This is a genomic window from Rhodospirillales bacterium (genome assembly GCA_028824295.1).
Lineage (GTDB): Bacteria > Pseudomonadota > Alphaproteobacteria > TMED109 > TMED109 > VXPW01.
Genome location: JAPPED010000003.1, coordinates 38,244 through 60,650, shown reverse-complemented (window position 1 = coordinate 60,650; position 22,407 = coordinate 38,244). Strand labels below are relative to the sequence as shown.

The window sequence follows — 22,407 nt, the reverse complement described above, 5'->3', positions numbered from 1 at the left end:
ATCAGACCCCGTCCGGCAATGAAGGGGGCACGGCGTCAGCCCGCATCCGCACCACAATGCGCTGAGGTATCCGCAGATCGACCGCACCGACGCTGGGGCTGAGCGACTCAATCCCGCCAACCGACCCCGTCAGCTTGGCCATCGCGGCGGACGGATCAGTTTCTGGTAGATGAACCAACAACCCGGTATCCATCTGCAGGGTCCAGCGGCGCCGTGACACCCGGATCGCCGCGTCCACCCGAGAGGCGAACTCGGGTTGAGCAGCAAACAGGTCCGCAAGATCGCCGAGCATCGTGTTGGCGCCTTCCCCAACCACCAGGGGCAGCTCCGGGAAGTCCCGGAACAGGACGGCGTCAATGACACGGCCTGACGCTTCAATCGCGTACAGCGTGCCACCGGTTTGCCACAGCGCGACCGCCGTACGCTCCTGCAACGACACCTGCAGGCGTCCCGGAAGCTGAACCCGTGCCTGGGCGTCCGCAACCCAGTCGAGTTCTCGTACCTCCTCGACAATTGCATCAACGTCGACGAACAAACTGGGCTGCCCCACTGGAGCTGCGAGTACACGGATGAGCGCGTTTCGCTCAGTCCGACTGCGGCCCTCGACCCACACCTCCGCAATTGTCAGCCCGGCACTTGTGCTCACGTCCTTGGCAGCAGCCGTCAGCCGCGCGAACGCGTCGCTCCAGACCAACAGGGCCGCCATTCCGCCGACCACGGCCGGCGCCATCAGCACCCAGCGCCAACGCCACCTCATCGCGGACATGAGGCGTCCTCCACCATCCACCGGCAAAGCTCCTCGAAGCTCATCCCGGCTTGTCGGGCAAGCTTTGGAACTAGCGACGTCCGGGTCAGTCCTGGCTGGGTGTTGACCTCCAGCAGGACCAGGCGGTACCCACCCGACGTATCGTCGAGACGGAAGTCCGACCGCGTGACTCCGCGACAGCCCAGCAGTTCATGGGCGCGCAGCGCAGCATGCAGTACCGCTTCCCGCACATCGTCAGGCAGATCGTCCGGCTCGAGGTATTCAGTGCGGTCGGATTTGTACTTGCTGTCGTAACTGTAGAATGATCCGTGAGCGCGGATTTCGAGCAACGACAGCGGTCGTCCGTCGAGAACCGCCGCCGTAATCTCGCGACCCGGCACGTACTCCTCCACCAAGACCGGGTCGCGTTCGCTCCCCGCCGACGGTTCCGGTGGGGCGTCTCCATCCCGCAGGATCTTGACCCCGATGCTGGATCCGCCCGCCAGAGGCTTCACCACATAGGGCCTAGGCATCGGGTCGCGCGCCGCCAGCTTGTCTCGACAGACGACGAGACCGTGGGCGACGTTCAGTCCGTGAGCAGCGAAGATGTCACGTGACGCAGGCTTGTACATCGCCAGCGCCGAGGCCCGTACCCCCGAATGCGTGTAGGGCACCTCCATCACCTCCAGCAGACCCTGAACGGAGCCGTTCTCGCCCGTACCACCGTGAAGGGCGTTGAATACGATGGTCCCTGACGGCTCGACAGCGCGCGCCAGCGCCTGCACACCGAAGCGCGGATCAAAGGTGTCGACCTGCAGACCGCTCGCATCCAGCGCGTCGACGACGGCAGCGCCGCTGCGGAGCGAAATCTCCCGCTCGTCCGAGGTCCCGCCATGGAGCACCACCACGCGCTTGCTGGCCATCATCCGACGGAGCCTCCAAGCGGACGGCCGATCCGGTGAATCTCCCACTCGAGCAGGATCCCGGTTTGCGCCTGCACCCGGCGACGAACATCCTCTGCAAGGGCTTCCAGGTCGGCAGCGCTCGCGGTCCCGTCGTTCACAAGAAAGTTCGCGTGCTTCTCGGAAACACTTGCGCCGTTCCGACGAAGGCCCCGGCATCCGGCCCGTTCGATCAGCTTCCAGGCCTTCAGGTCCGGTGGGTTTCGGAACGTGCTGCCGCCGGTGGCAACGCGCATGGGTTGCGTACGTTCGCGCTGATCGCGGAACTGCCGCATGCATGTCGCGATCACGGCCGGGTCGCCGTCGGCACCGGCAAATCGCCCGGACACGAAGATCCAGTCGGCAGGCACTGCGCAGCGGCGGTACTGGAGACCCAGATCAGCGAGCGTCAGGTCGTGCACGCGGCCAGCCCGATCGACGGCGCGAGCGGCCACCGTGACGTGACGCGTCTCTTTCCCGTGGCATCCTGCGTTCATCCGCAACGCGCCGCCGATGCTTCCCGGAATACCCTCAAGGAAACCGAAGCCGGCAATGCCCGCCGCCTGGGCTGCGCGCGCAACGTCCGCACTGGCGGTGGCTGCGCCCGCTTCCACGATCTTCCCCTCCACACGCGTAGTGGCAAAGGCCCGGCCCAATCGAATGACCACTCCCGGGACACCACCGTCACGGATCAGAACGTTTGAGGCGCGCCCCACGACCGTCACCGGGATATCCGGGTCGAGCGCGGCCAGGAATTCGGTGAGGTCCTCGAGGTCTGCCGGACTGAACAGTGCCTCCGCAGCCCCGCCTACGCGAAACCAGCTGGTCTTCGCCAACAGGGCGCCGGACCGCAGGCGGCCACGAACGGACGGCAGGCGCTGCGCCAGCGACGCGGTCACGATGCCGCCCTACCGGCACCGGCGAGCGCGTCGTCGAGCGCGACCGGCAGCTCGGCCGCCCAGTTGGTGATGTCGCCCGCGCCCAGACAAAGCACCGTGTCACCAGCCGACACCAGGGGGGCCAACACCGCCGGAAGGGCTGACGGCGCGGGCAGGGCGTGCACGCAAGGGTGACCGTGCGCTCGGATGCCGCTGACCAAAGCGTCCCGGTCGATGTTCTCGATGGGAAGCTCGCCGGCCGGATATACGTCGGCAACGATCACCGCACTGGCGTCGTCAAAGGCCTGGCAGAAGTCGTCAAACAGCGATTTCAGCCGCGAATACCGGTGCGGCTGAACGACCGCTACCACATTCCCCTGCGTGATCGCCCGGGCCGCGGACAGAACTGCACGGATTTCTACGGGGTGATGGCCGTAGTCATCGACGACGACCACACCGCGCGCTTCGCCTACCCGGGTATACCGCCGACGCACCCCGCCAAAATTGCGGATGCCGTTGCGGATGCCATCGGGAGCGACACCAATTGTGCGCCCCACTGCAACCGCCCCCAAGGCATTCTGAACGCTGTGTCGACCCGGCATGGAGAGCCACATTCCCTCGATGCGACTGGGGCCACTGCCGCGGTTTCCGAAAGCCTCTGATCGCAGCAGCACGTCAAACTGCATGCCGCCAACGTCGGCGCGGACATTGGTAGCCCGCACATCTGCATGTTCGGAGAAACCGTAGGTCACGATCCGGCGATCCGTCACCGCCGCGGCGAGTCTGCGGACCTCCGGATGATCCACGCAAAGCACGGCCACCCCGTAGAACGGCACCTGTTTGACGAAGTCTCGGAAGGCGTCTCGAAGCGCTTCAAACGTTCCGTAATGGTCGAGATGTTCACGGTCGATGTTGGTGACCACGGCCACGGTCGCCGGCAAGCGGGCAATCGAGCCGTCCGACTCGTCGGCCTCCACGACTGTCCAGGCACCGGTGCCCAACCGGGCGTTCGTTCCGTGGGCGTTGACGACTCCCCCGTTGACAAATGTCGGGTCCAGTCCAGCCTCATGAAGAACTGCCGCCACAAGCGAGGTGGTCGTCGTCTTGCCGTGCGTGCCGCCGATGGCCACGGAGGGCCGAAAGCGCATGAGTTCGGCAAGCATCTCGGCGCGGCCGACAACCGGGATGCGGGCCGACCTCGCCGCCTGCACTTCAGGGTTGTCATCCGGCAGCGCGGACGACACCACCACGACCGACGCGTCACCCAGATTGCGGGCGTGATGCCCAACGTTGATTTCGATGCCGAGCTCGCGCAGCCGGCTGACGTTGCTGTTTTCCGCCAGATCGCTGCCGCGCACCCGGTGGCCCAGATTGTGCATCACCTCCGCGATACCGCTCATGCCGATGCCGCCGATTCCGACAAAATGCACCGCGCCGAGAGGTAGTGGAAAGCCGCTCACCGGTTCGCTCCCGGCGCGGCGCCCTCAACGAGATCGGCGAGCCTTTCCGCGGCCCCAGAGGGCACGACGCACTGCGTGCTGGCGGCTGCCCCTGCCAAACGAGCGGGGTCGGCCAGCAAGCGTGTCACCAGGCCTGCCAGGGCAGGGGCGCCGTCAGCCTCGTCCACGATCCACGCTGCCCCGGTCGCGGCAGCGGCTCGCGCATTGGCTTCCTGGTGCCCGTCGATCGATGACGGCAGGGGGATGTAGATGGCGGGGCGACCCGCCACCGAATTTTCGGTCACCGTGGCCGCCCCTGCGCGTCCAACGACCAGGTGCGCCTGACGCAGGGCCCCTGCCATGTCGTCGATAAACGGCACCACCGTCGCCTGGATGCCGGCATCGCGGTAGGCGGTGCTGACCGCGTCAACCGTCTCCCTCCGCGCCTGCTGCAGGACTCGGAAACGGCCGCGGGTCGCGGCGGCGGCGGCCGCCAACGCCGCCGGCACGACAACACCCATGGCACGCGCGCCCTGACTCCCACCGGTCACCACGAGCCGCACCTCGCTGCCCTGACCAGGAGGCTCATAGTCGGTCGCACCGAGGCGTTCGAACTCGGGACGCACCGGCAAACCAACTTGCTTCGGCTGCAACCCGCGCGGAATCCGCGCAACGCTGCGAAACGTCGTCGCGAGGGTATGCGCCGTTGACGCCAGGAGTCGATTGGCCCGGCCCAGCACCGCATTGGCTTCATGCAGGATCAACGGGACCTGCCGGACCCGCGCCGCCAAGCCAGCCGGGACCGACGCGTAGCCGCCAAATCCCACGACGACGGCTGGCCGCCGGCGACGGAAGAGGCTGACGGCGCGAACGGCACCTAGCCCCAGGACTGGCACGGCGACGACCTGCGGCCAAAGCCCCCGCCCCGCAATGCCGGCGGCAGGCAGCACCGTGCACGGAACATCTTCGGTGTGCCTGATGTGATGAGCGCCGCGCCGGTCGGTCACCAGATGGGCCAGCCAGCCCCGTTCCAGCAGCACCTCAGCCAATGCGGTGGCCGGAAACAGATGACCTCCGGTACCGCCGGCAGCGAGCATGGCCACGCGACTCATCGGTGCCAGCCCATGGGCACGACCCGCCGCCGCGTCAGCGCCAGCATCAGACCCATCGAAATCCCGACCGCAAGCAGCGACGAGCCGCCCGTGGAGATGAAGGGCATGGTCACGCCGGTGGTCGGAGCCAGGTTCAGGGTCACCGCCACGTGGATCAGCGCCTGGAGGACGAACTGCAGCAGGAGACCACCGGCGGCCAGCATCGCGAACAGGTCCTGACTCCCGCGAAGCCGGCTGAACCCCCGGAACGTGATTCCAGCGACCAGGGCCAGTACAGCGAAGCAGGCCGCTACGCCAAACTCCTCGGCGATGACCGGAAAGATGAAATCGGTGTGTGCGTCCGGAATGCTCGCCTTGATCGTTCCTTCGCCCGGTCCCTGCCCGAGAAAGCCGCCTCGACCGTAGGCTTCCAGTCCCTTGGCGACCTGGTACCCGGCTTCCCCTTCCGGATTCAGGAATTGGTCGATGCGCATTTCCACGTGCGGCAGGGTCGTGTAGGCAATTCGGATGAAGCCAGCCCCCACGACGGCCACCAGCAGCATCAGCCGAAGGCGCAGACCTGCAAGGAACAGCTGGCCGCACCAGGCGATTCCGAAAATGATCGTCATGCCAAAGTCCGGCTGGGCGACCAGCAGCGCCCACAGGGCAAACAGCAGGCCGAGCGGTAGGAGCAGGTAGGACGGTCGCGAGCGAACCAACACCCCGAACGACGCATTGCGCCCCCGCGCCAGCAACCATCCCGTCACGACGGCGAAGAAGGGTTTGGCCAGTTCGGAGGCTTGCAGGGACAGGCCGCCGACTTGGAGCCATCGCTTGGCCCCATTGACAGGCTCGCCGAAGATGAGCGTCAGCACCATCAGCACCATCACGACGGCCAGCCCGCCGGCGGCAAAGCGAAACACCCCCACGGGCGACAGAAACGACAGGGCTACCATGACCGCAAGGGTCGGAACCAGCACACGCACGTGCCAGCTGAAGAAATGGAGTTCGTCCAGACCCCGGTGGATGGCGACCAGGTGGGTTGCCGTCATCACGGCCAAAACCCCGACACAAGCCAGCCCCACGAGCAACGCGAGGTTGATGCGATCAACGCTGCCCGCCCAACGGACGAACCAACCGCGCACTATCTCGCTCCCGGAAATCATGGCTCGGACCTTGCAAGCGCCTCGACCACATCGCGGAAAGCTTCCCCGCGCGCCTCGAAATCAACAAACTGGTCGTAGCTTGCACACGCCGGTGACAGGAGCACCGGCTGCGGCGGCATCCCACACCGAGCCTTCGCGAAGGCGGATGTCACGGCCGCGTCCAAGTGCTCGAACCGAAAGACCGGGACCCGGGCGGCAAATGCGGCTTCGAAGACCGGCCCGTCTTCGCCAAAGAAAAATCCGGCATCGACCCGGTGTGCCAGCTGAAGCAGCGGGTCGAGCTCTTCATTTTTCCCCCGGCCCCCGGCCACCCAGCAGACCTGCTCGAAGCAGGCCAGCGCCGCTGCCGCCGCCGCTACATTGGTCGCCTTGCTGTCATTGATGAAGGAGACGCCGGCGACCGACGCCAGCTGCTCCATTCGGTGCGGCAGGCCCCGAAAATTCGCCAAGGCGGGCATCAGGTCGTCAGGCCCGGCTCCGACCGACCTCGCGGCCGCCCACGCGGCAACCGCGTTCTGCCAGTTGTGCTTGCCGGCGACCCGGAGCAGCGATTCCATGGATCCGATGGCGCGGTGGCCACCGTCGAGATCCTCGTGCAACACGCCATCCTCAACCCAGACACCGCCTTTGCAGCGCTGGTGCGCAGAAACAGCGACGACCCGTGGCGCATCGGGACGGTCGGCCAGCCGGTTTCGTATGCGCAGGCCATCCGCATCGTCAATGCAGACGACAGCGATGTCGTCAGGACGCTGCGTTTGAAAGATCTTTTCCTTTGCCGCCACGTAGGCGTGCCGGGTCCCGTGCCAGTCCAGGTGATCGGTCCCGAGGTTCAACAGCAGCGCGACGTCCGGCCGAAATTCTCGACAGCGGGCCAATTGGAACGAGGACAGCTCGAGGACATACACTCCGTCGGCCAGGCGCGGCAGATCGAGCACGGGTGTCCCGAGGTTGCCACCCGCGGCACAGGTACGACCGGCTGCGCGCAGCAGGTGGTCGATCATGCCCACCACGCTGGATTTCCCGTTGGTACCCGTGACCCCGATTGTCAGCGTCGGTGCGTCCGGATCCCGTGCCAGTCGAATCGAAAACTCATCGATGTCACCGCACACCGGAATCCCCGCAGCCGCCGCCGCTCTCAGTTGCGGGTGCGTGGGCATGACACCTGGACTGGCCACGATTCGGGCGAGGGGTGGCGCCAGTTCCCTTACGGCAAATCCCGATGCGGCGGCGGCGGAACGGCCGGCCGCGCGGTCGTCCCACACCACGACTGCCTGGCCCGAGGCCATGAGGGCGCGCGCCGTGCTGGCCCCCGTGCGGCCGAATCCCAGAATGCCGGTGGGCGGTTCCGCCATTGCCATCACCGCAGCTTCAGCGTGGCCAGTCCGGCAAGCGCACAGATCGCAGCAATGATCCAGAAACGCACTACCACCGTGGCCTCCGGCCACCCTTTCTGCTCGAAGTGATGGTGGAGCGGGGCCATTCGGAAGATGCGCCGTCCGGTCAGCCGGAATGACAGCACCTGCAGAATGACCGAGACGGTCTCCGCCACGAACAGCCCGCCGATGACGGCGAGGACGATTTCGTGGCGGGTGATGAGCGCAATCGCGGCCAGCATCCCGCCGGTTGCCAGCGACCCGGTGTCGCCCATGAAAATGCGCGCCGGGTGCGCGTTGTACCAGAGGAAACCAAGGCCTGAGCCAATCAAGGCGCCGCAGAGTACTGCGAGTTCACCCGCGCCCGGCACGTAGTGGATCTGCAGATAGTCCGCAAAGAACGCGTTGCCGATCAGCCACGCAATCAGGCCGAAGGCACCGGCAGCGATCATGATGGGCACGATGGCCAATCCGTCCAGGCCGTCGGTCAGGTTTACGGCGTTGGACGTCCCCACCGAGACAAAGACGGCCAGCGCAATCCAAGCCAGTCCCAGGTTGGGAAGGAAGTCCTTGACGAACGGAACGGCCAAGCGGCCGGCGAGCCAGTCCGGGGCCAGCCAGAAGATGGCCAGGGCTGTCGGCAGGGCGACCGCGATCTGCAACAGGAACTTGACTGAAGACGAAATGCCTCCGGTCAGGCGGCGTCGAACCTTCCGGATATCGTCGAACAGGCCGATCAGGCCGAAACCCATACCGGAAAGGATCACCGTCCAGATGTACGGATTGGCGGGATCCGCCCAGATGATCGTTGCGCCGAGTCCTGCGATCAGGATGAGGAGGCCACCCATCGTGGGCGTTCCCTGCTTGGTCAACCAGTGCCGGTCGGGGCCGTCGTCGCGGATTGGCTGACCGCCCCCCTGCATGGCTCCGAGCCGTCGTATCAGCATCGGGCCGATGCAGAACGCGATCAGCATCGCGGTCACCATGGCGCCGCCTGTTCTAAAGGTGAGGTACCTGAACAGGTTGAGCGGGCCGAAGGACTCGGCGAGCGGAACCAGGAAATGGAACAGCATCAGTGCGCCTTCGACCCGGTGACCCGCGCCACCACGGTCTCGAGTGCGTTTGCCCGACTGCCCTTGACAAGCAGAACGTCCCCTGCGCGCAGTTCGGAAGCAGCCCGCTCGGCCGCCGTCTCGGCATCGACCAGCAGGTCGACGGCGGCATTGTCAGGAAGCTTTCGATGCAATGCCGCCATCTCGGGCCCGACGCACCACACCCGGTCCACGCCCTCGAGCGCAGGTGCGAGAGCCGCGTGGAGCTCTGCGGATGCCCGGCCCAACTCTTTCATTTCACCGAGGACGGCCAGCCGTCGGCCAGCCGCCGGCGTGCTGCGCAGTGCAGCCAGGGCGGCACACATAGAGGCAGGATTGGCGTTGTAGCTGTCGTCGATCACCCAGGCTTCCCCGTCCACGAGGCGGACGGCGTGCCGACGCCCGCGGCCGGCGAGCGGTTCGACCGTTTCCATGTGAGAACCGGACTCGGCAGGCGACACGCCCAGGAGCTTCGCCACGCAACCGGCGGCCACGGCATTCAACGCCCAATGGGCACCCGACAGCCGGAGCCGGCAGCGATGAACCTCCCCGGCAAACACCCAGCGGAACGTTGAGCCAGTGTCCGTCGGGGTCACTTCAAGCAGGCGCGCGTCGGCATCCTCACCTGTGCCGAAGGTGACAATGCGTGCCGCTCCGCTGGCCCGCGCCGCCCGAAGCAGCACTTCCGACCCCTGGGAGGCGGCAGGGATCAAGGCAATTCCACCTTGCTTGAGCCCCTCGAAGATCTCCGCCTTGGCCTCAGCAATCCGGTCCAGGCTTCCGAAGTGCTCGAGATGTGCGGGTGCGATGCGCGTCACCAGGGCGACATCCGGACGCACGAGGTCGACGAGCGAAGCGATTTCGCGCGCGCGGTTCATGCCGAGCTCGAATACAGCCGCCGAAGTGGCGGCCGGCATCCGCGCCAGACTCAACGGGACGCCGATCGCGTTGTTATGGCTCGATGCGCTGGCATGCACCGACCCCAACGGGGCCAGTGCGGCGCGGATCAGCTCCTTGGTACCGGTCTTGCCGACGCTCCCAGTGACCGCCACCACCTTTGATTCGGTCCGCTGGCGCGCCGCGCGACCCAAGGCCTGCAGCGCCTCCAGGGGATCGTCGACCTCAAGGTAACGGTCGTCGCGGACATCCTGCGGCCGCACGAGGGCGGCAGCCGCTCCGGCAGCAAACGCGGCATCAAGAAACGCGTGGCCATCGGTGTTGCGTCCCGGCAGGGCGACGAAGAGGTCGCCGACCGCCAGCTGACGGGTGTCGATCGACACGCCGTATGCACGCCATGATCCGTCGGTCCGGCCGCTGGTGGCGACGGCAGCTGCATCCGCTGCCCACAGCGCGGTCAAGCTCCACCTCGCCCGAGCAAACGCCGCACGACTGCGCGGTCGTCGAAGGGAGTCGCAACGCCACGCACGGTCTGAGTGGTCTCGTGCCCCTTCCCGGCAACCAAGAGTGCATCGCCGTCCCGAAGCGACCCGAGGACACCGCCGATGGCCTCGAACCGGTCGCCGACCTCGGCCGCGTCAGGCGCCCCCTGCAGCACCTCGGCACGAATCGTCGCTGGATCTTCGGATCGCGGGTTATCGTCCGTCACGGTTACGTGGTCCGCGTGCCGGGCAGCGACCTCGCCCATCAACCGGCGTTTACCCGAGTCGCGATCCCCGCCACAACCGAAGACGACGTGCAGCACGCCGCGCACGTGGGGCCGCAGGGCGTCGAGGGCAGCGGCCAGAGCGTCGGGGGTATGCGCGTAATCGACGAACACCGAGACTCCGCCCTTGGTCCCGATGCGTTCGAGCCGACCCGCTGGCGCGGTCATGGACGACAATCCGTTAACGGCATCATCCACGGGCACGTCAGACTCGACGGCTGCCACTACGGCAGCCAACGCGTTCTCGGCCTGGAACTGACCGAGCGGGCCAAACGGCACGATCCGTTCTCCACGCGGGGTCAGCAGTTGCAGGACCTGACCCTGGACGTCGGGTGTCACTGCCTTGAGTTGCCAGTCGGCTTCTTCCCCCCGCCCAAAGGTCACCACGTTGAGAGCACGACGCTCGGCGGCGGCGAGGGTGTCCTGGTCAACACTCGCCAAGTTGAAGATTGCGGTGCCGCCCGGAGTCACCAATTCGGCGAAGAGCCGCCGCTTCGCCGCCCGGTACGCGTGCTCGGTACCGTGGTAGTCGAGGTGGTCACGGCCGACAGTAGTCAGAATCCCCGTCGCAATGCGCACCCCGTCCAGTCGGTGCTGATCAAGGCCATGGGACGAGGCCTCGAGCACTGCGTGATTGAAGCCGGCCTCCGACAGTGATGCCAGTTCAGCGTGGAGCGTCACCGGGTCCGGGGTCGTCAGGTTCAATGCCGCCGAGGCGAGATCAGTGCCGGAACCCGCGCTGACGCCAAGCGTCCCGATCTCGGCAGCTTGCAATCCGGCCCCTCGCCACAGTTCCGCGAGGAAATGCGCCGTCGAAGTCTTCCCGTTCGTCCCGGTGACAGCGACCACCATTTCGGGTTGTGCGCCATAGAAAGCTGCAGCCATTCGGGCGAGACGGCGGCGCGGCACCACATCGGCGACTGCCGTGATTCCGAGCGCTTTGGCCCGGGAAGCTGCGGCCGGTGGGACCAGCGCGGCGGCAGCCCCACGATGCACAGCTTCCTCCAGAAATTCGATGCCGTCGATCTGGCCACCTGGAAGAGCGGCAAACAGGTACCCTGCGTGGAGTGACCGAGAATCTGAGCTGAGCCCGCGGATAACAGGGTCAGGCATACCCTCGGGAAGCGGCCGCCCCGTCCGAGCCGCAAGTTCGGCAAGCCGCATGCTCACCGCCTCTTAGCGTAAAGCCACCTGTGTGACCGCATCCCGCGCCGGCGGTTCCACCGGCACGGGCGGCACACCAAGAAGCGGCGCTACGCCGGCCACCACCGAACCCGCAAGCGGGGCCACGTTCCAGCCTGCGGTGGCAAAACCGTGGGTGCCCGGAGCTGCCTTGGGCTCGTCCAGCAGCACCACGACGACGTACCGCGGGGCACTCATGGGAAACGCCGCCACAAACGAGTTTGTCCGGGCGCCACGCCGGTACCTTCCGTCCACCACCTTCTGCGCGGTTCCGGTCTTGCCGCCGATTTCGTAGTTCCCGACGTCGGACAATCCGGCAGTTCCGTGCAACACGACCTGGCGCAGCAGCATGCGCATCTGCCGAACCGTCGACGGACGAAACGCCGCAGTGGAGGGTTCATGTGACCCTGACCGCAGCAGTCGAGGAACACGGTACTGTCCGTCTCCGACGACCGCCGCGACTGCGGCCGCCAGATGCATGGGTGACACCGCAATGCCGTGCCCGTACGACACAGTCGCGCGCTGGACCTTTCCCCAAGCATCGGGTAGGCGCGGATGCGAAGTCCGCAGCCCCGATCCATCAATGTCGCTCAGGAGCCCCAAGCGTCCCAGATAGTCCCAATGCTGCTCCTCGCCCAATGCTTCGGCAACCCGCACCATCCCGATGTTCGACGAATGCACGAATACTTCGGACAGCCGGAGCCAACGTTCCTCCGGGTGATAGTCGTTGATGGTGTAGCGGCCAATCTTGATCGGCTCGGTAGCATCAAAATTCGAGTTGACGCTTGCCTTGCCGGCATCCAGCGCCGCGGCAACCGTGAACGTCTTGAAAGTCGACCCCATCTCGAAGACGCCTTGCGTCCCGAGATCCAGCATTCCCGAATCGTCCACGTTTCGCACATCATTCGGGTCGAAATCCGGGAGCGAGACCTGGGCGAGGACATCGCCAGAATCAATTTCGAGCACCACTCCCGCCGCCGCCACCGCCTGGAATTTTTCCATCGCGGCCTGCAGGCGGTTTCGCAGGACATTCTGAACCCCGACGTCGAGCGTCAGTTGAAGCGGGCCTTTCCGAATGGATCGGTCACCGACGCGCTCGATGCCGGCCTGGGGATCACCGTCAATGTTGACATAGCCGACCACGTGGGATGTCAGCCGACCCTGCGGATAGACGCGACGCCTTTCCTCTTGGATGTACAGGCCGGGCGAACCGATGCGCATGGCAGCTTCGGCTCGCGAAGGAGGCGCGTGGCGCCGAATCCACAGGAACTGGCGGTTGCGACGCTTGTCAGCCGCCAACCGTCGCGCCAAGTCAGCCTGATCGAGTTCGGGAAACACCGCCGTTAGTTCCTCGGCAAGGGCAGCAGGGTCTCTGACGTCAGAAGGATTGACCCAGATCGACGGGACCAAGACCGTGGTGGCCAGCATCGTTCCGTGCCGGTCAAAGACCTCGCCCCGGAATGGAGCTTCCTCTGCTGGGTGCAGCGTCCCGGCATCGGTCTCGCCGGACAGCGCAACCTCACCGAGGCGGAGGCCAACGACGACGAAGGCAATCGCAATCATCGTCATGCCGGCGCGCAGCCGTTCTCCCGTTCGCTCCGAGCGGCTTCGTCCGCTCTGCCAGAGGCTGACGACGGGTTCGCGACGGTACTTTCGCCAGCGCCGGCTCACTGCCCTGTCCTCCCGGGCGATACGCCCTGCGACATCACCTCGACGAGTCGAGCCGGCGGGCTGATTGAAATCGGTCGGAGATCAAGATGACGTTGGGCCAAATCGGCCAGCTGCTCCGGCTGGTTCAGACGTGACCATTCCATGGCCAAACGATCCATCCCGGCACGGAGTTCTTCCTCTTTGGCATGTAGGGCTTCGAGCTGGGCCTCCCCGGCTCGAAGCTGATGGCGAAGCCAGATGGTGCTGCCGCCGAGCACCATGACCGAGACCATCGACAAGCACAGCCAGAAGCCCATCAGCCGGCCTACTCGGAGGGCCCACACCAGCATCAGGCAACTGCCGTGAGGACCGGAGCCGCGGTCCTGACCGCGGTCCGCAGCCGCGCCGACCTGGCCCGCGGATTGCGATGCAGTTCCGCCTGGCTTGGCCGAATCGCGCGCGTCCGCGACAACCGGAATGTCGGCTCGAACGGCGTACCGGCGGGAGGACTGTGACGGTGCGCTCGGGGAGCGCGGTTCGACCGTTCCACCATGAAGCGTTTGACCAGCCGATCCTCCAGCGAGTGAAATGCGACCACCGCCAAGATGGCGCCTTCGATCAGTAGCTGCTCCGCACTGTGCAGTGCCGCACGCAGTTCACCGAGTTCATCGTTGACGGCGATTCGGAGGGCCTGAAAGGTGCGCGTCGCAGGGTCGATCGTTTCCTGCCGGCCCGGAACCGCCGAGCGCACCACGTCCGCCAGCTCGACCGTGCGGGCAAACGGCCGGTCGGCCACGATCGCGCGCGCGATCCGGCGGGAGTGGCGTTCTTCGCCAAACGTCCGCAGAATCTCGGCAAGCGCCGGTTCGTCCATTGCGTTGACGATGTCGGCGGCCGTCTGCCCGCAACCGCCCATTCGCATGTCGAGCGGCCCGTCCCGTCGAAACGAGAACCCGCGCTCGGCATCGTCAAGCTGCGGAGACGATACGCCCAAGTCGAAGATGATCCCGCCGTTAACATGCTCCACGTCGAGCGAGGCCAGAACCTGATCCACGCCTCCGAAACACGCCTGCACAAACTGGAACCTGCTGGCGAACTGCTCCGCCAGCGAGGCGGCGGCCGGCTGCGCGGCCGGATCGCGGTCGATGGCGATCACGCGGCAGTCTGCCGTCTCAAGCAGCGCCCTCGCCACGCCGCCGCGGCCGAATGTGGCGTCAACGTAGAGCGCGTCGTCGACCGGTTGCAGCTGCGTGACGATCTCTGCAAGGAGAACCGGCACGTGGGCCATGGTTGGGATGCCATGTTGGAGGGAGGAAAGGCGAGTGCCCACGTGCCGGCGTTTCTAGAGCCCGGACCTGGAGTTGTGGTCGGCAGCTTCGGCTTCGGCCGACGCCTCGGCCAAGAACGGTCCGACCTGGTCCGGGTGGAGGATGTAGAACCGGTCGCCTGCGCCCATCAGGACGGCCGTCGGCGACCGCACGGTGTAGCTGCGTGTCTTGGTGCTGCCCTCGTCCGAATCGTCAAGGGCCAGATCGGCCGCAATCAGCGCTTCGGCGGGCAACTGAACACGGCCTTCGGGATCAATCAGCTGCGCGGTATATGCGTGGAAGTGGTGGAGTCCCAGCAATCCGCGCTGCCGCTGGGAAAGCTCGGTGCGGTCAGCCTGCTCGGAGTTGCGACGGCGCAGGTCCGACTGCATCACACATTCGATGGCGCAGGCCGCGTCACCGCTCGCCGTCGACGCGACGAACAGATGGGGAGACTCTTCCGACCGGAACTCCGAGCGCCAACGCGCCGGAATACTGATCCGCCCCTTCTTGTCAATCCGGTGCGTAAACGTGCCGGCGAAGAAGGCGCGGTTACCCACCTCCTGCATCGCTCGACCCTCCACACGACGACCCAGCAGCGCTGTCCACCCCATATGGGTGAACATGGGATTTTACGCCTATTCGTGGGCCACGTCAACGATAATCAACGATTCGACAAGTGCTTAGATGATCCTCTTTTGTTCTATGATAGCCCGCTGGAGCGTGGAATCGTGGCAGGTTCTCCCGAGGAACGAGTGGGGCCAGACAGCCTGTAAGCCGGGTTCTGTCAAGGATGACCATTCATCTGGGGCATGCGTTACCGCGCGCCTCACGCGACCGGCCCGGACGGAGGCGGAAACACCATCGGCCCGATCACGGGCCACGCCGTCCCTATTCGGTCTTGCTCCCGGTGGGGTTTACCGTGCCGTCTCCGTCGCCGAAGACGCGGTGCGCTCTTACCGCACCGTTTCACCCTTGCCGCCGCGAGTTCGCGCCGGCGGTTTGTTTTCTGCGGCACTATCCCTGGAGTCGCCTCCGCCGGGCGTTACCCGGCACCGTGTTTCCGTGGAGCCCGGACTTTCCTCCCCCGGAAACCCCGGGAGCAGTCATCCAGCCGTCTGGCCTCGGGATTCAATGGGATCGGGTGGGCCAGGTCAAGGCCCTCCGGCGCAGTTGGCCGGACAGTGGCTTCGCGACCGCGGCTGCGCGAACTGCGCTAGCGGGTTATCTGGGCGACCGCCTGAATCAGCGCACGCGTCTCGGAATCCGCGTATCCGTCCACCGTGCCGGGTCGGAACCGCCGCTGGAAGGCAGCCACGACAGCCTCCGTCTGAGCACCAAACACCCCGTTGGTTTCGATCCCGTATCCGATGGCCCGGAGATTCTCCTGGAGTTCCGAGACGCTCTCGCGCAGGCTAATGGAATCCAAGCCGAATTCGGTCCGACTTTCCTCGTCGCCGATGAAGTCCTCGGCGTCATCCATCACACCGAGCCCGCCGTCCGGATACTCCGACACCTCGTCCGGCCAGATGCTGAAGCCGGCTCGCGCCAGTCGTTCCCACGGAAACAACTCACCCGGGTCCTGCTTGCGTTCCGGCGCCACATCCGAATGTCCGATGAGGTCGCAGGGACGCAGTCCGTGGCATTTGAACGTGTCGGCCAGCAGGTCCTCCAACGCTTCGACCTGCAGGTCCGGGAACGGCCGATAGCCGTGATCGTGCCCAGGGTTCACCAGTTCGATCCCGATCGAGACCGCGTTCACATCGTGCCAGTGGTGCCAGGATCCCAGGCCGGCGTGCCAGGCGCGGCGCTCCTCGGGAACCAAGCGGTAGATGGTTCCGTCCTCGTCGATCATCCAGTGGGCGCTGACGCCGGAGCCCAACTGGGTGAGTTCGCGCAGGGCGGCATCGGCTGTTTCCATTCCCGTGAAATGAACCACCACGAGCTCAATGTCGGCGCTAGCCGGGCGGGCGTTGTAATTCGGAGACAGGACCTCTCGAATCGCGCGGTTCATTGGCGCGGCCGACTCTTCATGATCGCTTCGTAGGCGCTATTGATGGCGGCGAGTCGTTCGGTTGCGTGCTCAATCAGCTCGTCTGGCAATCCCTTGGACACCAGATGGTCGGGATGGAACTTTCGGACCAGGCTCCGGTGCGCTGTCTTGATCTCATCATCGGACGCCGTCGGCGCGATTCCCAGCACCTCGTAGTTCGAAGCATCGGTGGCAGCCTGCGTCCCGTTCCCGGCCGTCCCCTGATGCCGTGCCCGAACCGATGCCACCTCCGAATCGCTGAAGCCGAAGATGCGGCCGATTTCTCGAATGATCCGATCTTCGTTCGGATGAAACACGCCGTCGGCAGCAGCAATCGTGAACAGGCAGTCCAGAATCTGGGCGCACCGTTCGTCCCGTGACCCAAGGATCGCGGCCAACTGCTGGGCGTACTGCTCGAAACCGTCGGTCGACTGCCTAGCCTCGTTGTAAATCGCCGCCACTCTCGCTTCATCTTGCGACGGGAAATGAAAAACACGGCGAAACGCGCGTATTTCATCGGGCGTCACGCGTCCGTCGGCCTTGGCAACCTTCGCGGACAGCCCGATCAATCCGACGGAGAAGGCAACCTGAGCCTCCGCCTGGTTCCCCATCACCCCGGCGTCAGGACCTGCCAGCGTCCGCCGTTCGCTCTCCCGGAAGCGGTCGAACAAGTGCCCGCCGCCCGCTCCGATGAGAGCGCCGATCGGCCCCCCGATCGCGAAACCCAGAGTCCCGCCGAGCAACGTACCTAGAAATGCCATCGAATCATGTCGCGGGAGCCCTTTGGCGGCCACACCCTGAGGGCAGGAGTTGTCCGCTCCGGATGCGCTGGCATTCTATTGTCGGCGCATGTGTTGACAAACTAGGAGCCGTCGGCGCCTCGCCACAGACCCTATTGTTTGGCAGGTTGCGGGGCCATCAATGCGAACTTCGACACCGCCACCAACTGCAGGGACCGGTCGCGACCCGGATCTTGCCTCGGATCCGCGAATCGGGCGTCTCGTGCCGCCGTGGCTGTGCAGGGGCATCTCCGCCAGCCCCTAGCCGATATCATTAAAGGCAGGCCGTCGCTCGGCCGTCGATCTTGAGCTTCTAGGTCCGGTGTAGGGCGGCAAGGACCCGCGCACGTTCGGATATCTTCGACCTTTGTCTGCGGGCCCTGCCCGCACATGGCTTGCTGCATGACATGAGCACTTCCCACGGTTGGCAGTTCTGGATTGACCGTGGCGGCACGTTCACCGACGTGGTGGCACGCGCCCCGAACGGCGCACTGACGGCGAGGAAGCTGCTTTCCAACAATCCCGGACACTACCGGGACGCGGCCGTGGCTGGTATTCGCGCCGTGCTCAGCCTCGGTCCAGATGCGCCCATCCCCGGCCGCTCGGTCAGCTCCGTTCGCATGGGGACCACGGTAGCGACAAACGCGCTCCTAGAGCGCAAGGGTCAACCCGTAGTGTTGTGCGTCACGCGCGGCTTCGGCGACGCCCTGCAGATCGGCACCCAGGCGCGGCCCGACATCTTCGCCCGCCGCATCGAGCGACCAAAATTGCCCTATGCCAGGGTGATCGAAATCGACGAGCGCATCAGTGCGAGTGGAGAAGTACTGGTGCCGCTCGATGCCGTCTCAGCCGAACGGATGCTGCGGCGGGCCTCCGGTGACGGCTTCCAGTCGATCGCCATCGTTCTGATGCACGGGTATCGCTATACCGGGCACGAACGCATGCTCGCCGACATCGCCCACCGGGCCGGGTTCTCACAGGTGTCAGTTTCGCACGAAACCGTCCCGCTCATGAAGCTCGTGAGCCGAGGCGGGACAACCGTGGCAGACGCCTACCTATCGCCGGTCCTCGATCGCTACATCCGCGAACTCCAGCGTGAACTCGACGGAATTCCGCTGGCCTTCATGCAGTCCAACGGCGGACTGGCCTCGGCGGCACGTTTCCGGGGAAAGGACGCCATCCTTTCCGGTCCCGCAGGCGGCGTGGTCGGCGCGGCGCGGACAGCGCAGGCTGCAGACTTCACGCGGATCATCGGGTTCGACATGGGCGGCACGTCCACCGACGTCAGCTATTTCGGCGGCAGCCTCGAGCGGGTTGAAGAGGCGGAAGTCGCAGGCTTGCACTTGGCAACGCCGTCACTCCGGATTCAGACCGTTGCCGCCGGCGGCGGGTCGATCCTCCATTTCGACGGGGCGCGGTACACGGTTGGACCCGACAGCGCAGGCGCAGAGCCTGGCCCAGCCTGCTACCGGAACGGCGGTCCGCTCACCATCACGGATGCAAACCTGCTGCTGGGCCGGGTTCAAGCTGCTCACTTTCCGCACGTGTTTGGGCCCGATGCCGACCTGCCACTCGACGCCGCGGTCACCCGCCAGGCCTTCGAGGAACTGGCCATCAAGGTCGGAACCACGGCAGAAAGCGTGGCCGAAGGTTTCCTTGAGGTGGCGGTGGCAAACATGTCCGCCGCTATCAAGAAGATCTCCGTTCAGCGCGGCTACGACGTCACCACCTGCGCCCTGGCCGGTTTCGGTGCGGCCGCTGGACAGCTTGCCTGCCGCGTCGCCGAAAACCTCGGCATGGAAGCGATCCTATTGCACCCGCTCGCGGGCGTGCTGTCAGCATATGGCATGGGGCTGGCCAACCTGTCCGCAATTCGCCAGCAGCCGGTCGGGCGCCAGCTCGACGACGATGATCCGGAGCCGGCAGCGGCCGAGCTGAAGGCTGCCAGCAGCGCCGCCGCCAACGAGATTTCCTCAGACGACCCGGCGGCGGAGGTCGAATTGACCCGGCGCCTTCGGGTTCGGTACGAAGGAACGAATACGGCACTCCAAGTCCCTGCCGGCACGAGCGCTCGGGTTCGGCAGGACTTCGAAACGCACCATCGGCGACTGTTCGGCTTCCTGCACGAAGGCCGGGCCCTCCATATCGAAGCGGCCGAGGTTGAAGCTTCCACCCGGACCAGCCCCCTTCCGGTCTCACGACTGGCCGCCGAGGACACACCGCCAGAACCGATCGAGCGCGTTGTCCTGCATGACCGCGGCACTCGCCGGCGGGTACCGCTGTACCGCCGTTCCGACTTGGGCGCCGGTGGCTCGCTAAGCGGCCCGGCGATCATTGTCGAACCGACGGCCACGACCGTTGTCGACGCCGGCTGGCGGGCGCGGGTGCTGCCCGACGGGCAGCTGCTGCTGGAGCGTGGGTCACCCCAACAGCGGCGCCGTGGGGAAACGACCGACGTCGACCCCGTGCTGCTCGAAGTGTTCAACGGACTGTTCATGTCCGCCGCGGAGCAAATGGGGTCGGTTCTGCGCAATACCGCGCACTCGGTCAACATCAAGGAGCGGCTCGACTTCTCGTGCGCGGTCTTCGATCGATCCGGTGCACTGGTAGCGAACGCGCCGCACATCCCGGTGCATTTGGGTTCAATGGGCGAAGCGGTTGTCGCAGTCCGCGACGCCTGCGCCGGTGCACTGCGCCCTGGGGACGCCTTCCTGCACAACGCGCCGTACCGTGGCGGCACGCACCTGCCTGACTTGACAGTGGTAACGCCGGTCTTCGACCGCGCTGGCGACCACATCCTGTTCTTTGTCGCCAGCCGGGCGCACCACGCTGACATCGGCGGCATCACGCCAGGCTCCATGCCGGCGAACAGTACGAACGTTTGCGAAGAGGGCATCCTGTTCGATGCGCTGCCAATTCTCTCCCAAGGCCGTCTGTTGGAAGAAGGGCTGCGCCGGCACCTCGGGGCGGGACGCTGGCCGGCCCGCAATCCCGACCAGAATCTCGCCGACCTGTCCGCTCAGCTGGCTGCCAGCGAGCGCGGGATCCAGGAATTGCACGCCATGATCGAGGAGTTTGGCCTGGCGACGGTGCACGCCTACATGGGGCACGTCCAGCGGCACGCCGAGGAACAGGTCCGGCGCCTGTTGACTCGACTGCAGCCCGGGGCGGCCGAGGTACAGCTCGATGACGGGGCCGTCATTCGCGTTCAGATCACCGTGAATCGTGAACAGCGCACGGCGCTCATCGACTTTGCCGGGACGTCGCCGCAGCTTGCCAACAACTTCAATGCACCGAGCGCGGTTGCCCGCTCAGCCGTCCTGTACGTGCTGCGCGTCCTGATCGAGCGACAGATTCCGCTCAACCACGGCTGCCTTGTTCCCGTGGAAATCCGTATTCCGGATCGATCGCTGCTCGCTCCGTCCCATCCCGCCGCCGTCGCTGCCGGCAACGTGGAAACCAGTCAGGCCATTGTCGACGTCCTGTTTGCGGCGCTGGGCGTGCAGGCACACAGCTACGGCACTGTCAGCAACTTCACGTTCGGCACGCAGGCATTCGGGTACTATGAGACGATCTGCGGAGGCGGAGGCGCCGGGCCCGATCATCGCGGTGCCGACGCCGTTCATTGCCACATGACGAACACCCGCCTGACCGACCCCGAGGTGCTCGAGAACCGGTTCCCGGTGCAACTCGAATCGTTCGCGGTCCGGCGGGGCAGCGGTGGCAGCGGGTGCTACCGAGGCGGGGACGGCACTGTCCGACGAATTCGCTTTCTGGCCCCCATGACGGCCGGGATCCTGTCCAATCGACGGCGGGTGCCCCCGCGCGGTCTGGCCGGTGGCGGCGATGGTGCACTCGGTATCAATTCGCTGTTGCGGAGCGATGGTACGGTCGAACGACTGCCTGGCAGCGCTTCCCGCGAAGTACACCCGGGCGACGTCATGGTGATCGAGACCCCGGGCGGAGGCGGTTTCGGTCGTGCGTGAGACGCCGAGGCGCCGGCTGCGGTATGTGCGGATGGTGGGCGCCTTCCTGGTTGGCATCGGGAGTTCCTTTCCGGCGTCCGCCGGCGCGCCGGCGGACCCGCTCGAGCCGCTGAACCGGGCGATCTTCGAGGTCAACCGCGAACTTGACCACTACGTGCTCCGGCCGACGACCGTGGTCTACCGGTTCGCGGTCCCAAATGCGGCGCGACGAGGCATCGGCCAGTTCTTGGACAACCTGCTGGAACCTGTCTACGCGCTGAATGCGCTTCTCCAAGGGGACGCCGCCGGCCTCGAGGTTGCGATCTCGCGGTTTCTGCTCAACACCTTCGTTGGCCTCGGCGGGCTGATCGACGTCGCGGCGGAGGCCGGAATCCATGGCGACTCGCACGGCTTCGGCCAAACGCTGGCCCACTGGGGCGTCGAGCCCGGACCGTATCTCGTGCTACCCCTGTTGGGCCCATCGACGGTGCGGGAGCTGGCGGGCACGGGTCTCGACGCATTTTCGACGCCGCACTACTACCTGGTTCGGACCTCGGGGATGAGCGCCACGTTCCAGGCCGCGGAAACCGGCTTGCGGGCGGTGACGTTTCGCGACCGGCACTTCGAGCAGGTCGACGCCGGATTCGCGGGATCACTCGACGCCTATGCGTCCGCACGGAGTGTGTACCTGCAAGTGCTTCGTGCCCGCAGCGGCACGGACGAAGACTTGACGGGCGAGTCGGAGCTGGACTTCGACGCATTCGAGGAGTAGTGCGCGGCGACACGGCGCTACCGTCATGCCGTCGTGGCAATCGCTGTCGCCGCGACGGACGCGGAAGTGGCCAGCTGAACGGCGCGCCCGGCGCCTGACAACGTCTCACTGGGCACGGCGGTCCCGGCATCGGTGATCCAATGCCGGCTGAGCGGCGGCGCCTGTTCGGAAGCATTGCCAAGGCGATGCAAGGCGTCTCAGTAGACGGCGTTCGACACCAGCTATCGCTATTTCGGTGCGGGCATGAGGAGCACGCGAGAGCGGTGGTCGCCCTCGGTATGACTGCGGGCCGAAGGCATGGACACCGGGGGATCTTCTGGACGCTGGGCGGTC

18 protein-coding genes, 1 other RNA gene and 1 pseudogene are annotated in these 22,407 nt (G+C 65.9%); 2 read left to right on the top strand and 18 right to left on the bottom strand.

Features of this window, described 5'->3' with window-relative positions:
* Window position 1 precedes the first annotated feature (1 nt).
* The 18 genes and pseudogenes from OXH60_01650 to OXH60_01565 all read right to left on the bottom strand — a co-directional run bounded on the left by OXH60_01650 (window position 2) and on the right by OXH60_01565 (window position 17,169).
* Window positions 2–766 carry a cell division protein FtsQ/DivIB gene (locus OXH60_01650; protein MDE0710822.1) on the bottom strand — a complete coding sequence of 255 codons (765 nt, stop codon included), beginning with the start codon at window positions 764–766 and terminating at the stop codon, window positions 2–4.
* On the bottom strand, window positions 754–1,671 hold the full coding sequence (locus OXH60_01645; protein ID MDE0710821.1) for a D-alanine--D-alanine ligase: 918 nt from the start codon (window positions 1,669–1,671) through the stop codon (window positions 754–756). The genes OXH60_01650 and OXH60_01645 overlap by 13 nt, the downstream gene beginning before the upstream one ends.
* Entirely contained in the window at window positions 1,668–2,585 is a 918-nt protein-coding gene (murB, locus tag OXH60_01640) for a UDP-N-acetylmuramate dehydrogenase (protein ID MDE0710820.1), read from the bottom strand. The genes OXH60_01645 and murB overlap by 4 nt, the downstream gene beginning before the upstream one ends.
* Window positions 2,582–4,024, bottom strand: a complete 1,443-nt coding sequence (gene murC / locus OXH60_01635) for a UDP-N-acetylmuramate--L-alanine ligase (GenBank protein ID MDE0710819.1) — start codon at window positions 4,022–4,024, stop codon at window positions 2,582–2,584. Before murC ends, murB begins: the two co-directional genes overlap by 4 nt.
* A complete protein-coding gene (locus tag OXH60_01630) occupies window positions 4,021–5,115 on the bottom strand; it encodes a UDP-N-acetylglucosamine--N-acetylmuramyl-(pentapeptide) pyrophosphoryl-undecaprenol N-acetylglucosamine transferase (GenBank protein ID MDE0710818.1) in 1,095 nt (364 codons plus the stop codon). Before OXH60_01630 ends, murC begins: the two co-directional genes overlap by 4 nt.
* The gene (locus tag OXH60_01625; protein MDE0710817.1) at window positions 5,112–6,239 is read right to left on the bottom strand and encodes a putative peptidoglycan glycosyltransferase FtsW; all 1,128 of its coding nucleotides are present in this window, start codon (window positions 6,237–6,239) and stop codon (window positions 5,112–5,114) included. The genes OXH60_01630 and OXH60_01625 overlap by 4 nt, the downstream gene beginning before the upstream one ends.
* A 17-nt stretch (window positions 6,240–6,256) precedes the next feature.
* Window positions 6,257–7,612 (bottom strand): UDP-N-acetylmuramoyl-L-alanine--D-glutamate ligase, encoded by a 1,356-nt coding sequence (murD, locus tag OXH60_01620; protein MDE0710816.1) that lies wholly within the window; start codon window positions 7,610–7,612, stop codon window positions 6,257–6,259.
* Window positions 7,613–7,617: 5 nt separating this feature from the next.
* Window positions 7,618–8,706, bottom strand: coding sequence for a phospho-N-acetylmuramoyl-pentapeptide-transferase (gene mraY / locus OXH60_01615; protein MDE0710815.1), 1,089 nt, complete (start codon window positions 8,704–8,706; stop codon window positions 7,618–7,620).
* Window positions 8,706–10,082, bottom strand: coding sequence for a UDP-N-acetylmuramoyl-tripeptide--D-alanyl-D-alanine ligase (locus tag OXH60_01610; protein ID MDE0710814.1), 1,377 nt, complete (start codon window positions 10,080–10,082; stop codon window positions 8,706–8,708). Before OXH60_01610 ends, mraY begins: the two co-directional genes overlap by 1 nt.
* Entirely contained in the window at window positions 10,079–11,500 is a 1,422-nt protein-coding gene (locus OXH60_01605; GenBank protein ID MDE0710813.1) for a UDP-N-acetylmuramoyl-L-alanyl-D-glutamate--2,6-diaminopimelate ligase, read from the bottom strand. Before OXH60_01605 ends, OXH60_01610 begins: the two co-directional genes overlap by 4 nt.
* A gap of 63 nt (window positions 11,501–11,563) precedes the next feature.
* Window positions 11,564–13,240: a penicillin-binding protein 2 gene (locus tag OXH60_01600; GenBank protein MDE0710812.1), complete on the bottom strand. Its 1,677-nt coding sequence runs from the start codon at window positions 13,238–13,240 to the stop codon at window positions 11,564–11,566.
* Window positions 13,237–13,569, bottom strand: a complete 333-nt coding sequence (locus OXH60_01595) for a cell division protein FtsL (GenBank protein ID MDE0710811.1) — start codon at window positions 13,567–13,569, stop codon at window positions 13,237–13,239. Before OXH60_01595 ends, OXH60_01600 begins: the two co-directional genes overlap by 4 nt.
* Window positions 13,569–14,507: a 16S rRNA (cytosine(1402)-N(4))-methyltransferase RsmH gene (rsmH, locus tag OXH60_01590; GenBank protein ID MDE0710810.1), complete on the bottom strand. Its 939-nt coding sequence runs from the start codon at window positions 14,505–14,507 to the stop codon at window positions 13,569–13,571. Before rsmH ends, OXH60_01595 begins: the two co-directional genes overlap by 1 nt.
* 54 nt (window positions 14,508–14,561) lie before the next feature.
* On the bottom strand, window positions 14,562–15,152 hold the full coding sequence (locus tag OXH60_01585) for a hypothetical protein (protein ID MDE0710809.1): 591 nt from the start codon (window positions 15,150–15,152) through the stop codon (window positions 14,562–14,564).
* A gap of 131 nt (window positions 15,153–15,283) precedes the next feature.
* An RNA gene (gene rnpB / locus OXH60_01580) (RNase P RNA component class A) lies at window positions 15,284–15,648 on the bottom strand.
* A gap of 94 nt (window positions 15,649–15,742) precedes the next feature.
* On the bottom strand, window positions 15,743–16,540 hold the full coding sequence (locus tag OXH60_01575) for an N-acetylmuramoyl-L-alanine amidase (protein ID MDE0710808.1): 798 nt from the start codon (window positions 16,538–16,540) through the stop codon (window positions 15,743–15,745).
* Window positions 16,537–16,728 carry a DnaJ domain-containing protein gene (locus OXH60_01570; protein ID MDE0710807.1) on the bottom strand — a complete coding sequence of 64 codons (192 nt, stop codon included), beginning with the start codon at window positions 16,726–16,728 and terminating at the stop codon, window positions 16,537–16,539. Before OXH60_01570 ends, OXH60_01575 begins: the two co-directional genes overlap by 4 nt.
* A 72-nt stretch (window positions 16,729–16,800) precedes the next feature.
* Window positions 16,801–17,169: pseudogene (locus OXH60_01565) on the bottom strand (TerB family tellurite resistance protein).
* A 575-nt stretch (window positions 17,170–17,744) separates the two neighbouring features.
* Between OXH60_01565 and OXH60_01560 the strand changes: the two are divergent.
* Together OXH60_01560 and OXH60_01555 are read left to right on the top strand one after the other, a co-directional pair.
* Window positions 17,745–21,323, top strand: a complete 3,579-nt coding sequence (locus tag OXH60_01560; protein ID MDE0710806.1) for a hydantoinase B/oxoprolinase family protein — start codon at window positions 17,745–17,747, stop codon at window positions 21,321–21,323.
* Window positions 21,316–22,074: a VacJ family lipoprotein gene (locus OXH60_01555; GenBank protein MDE0710805.1), complete on the top strand. Its 759-nt coding sequence runs from the start codon at window positions 21,316–21,318 to the stop codon at window positions 22,072–22,074. The genes OXH60_01560 and OXH60_01555 overlap by 8 nt, the downstream gene beginning before the upstream one ends.
* Window positions 22,075–22,407: the final 333 nt, after the last annotated feature.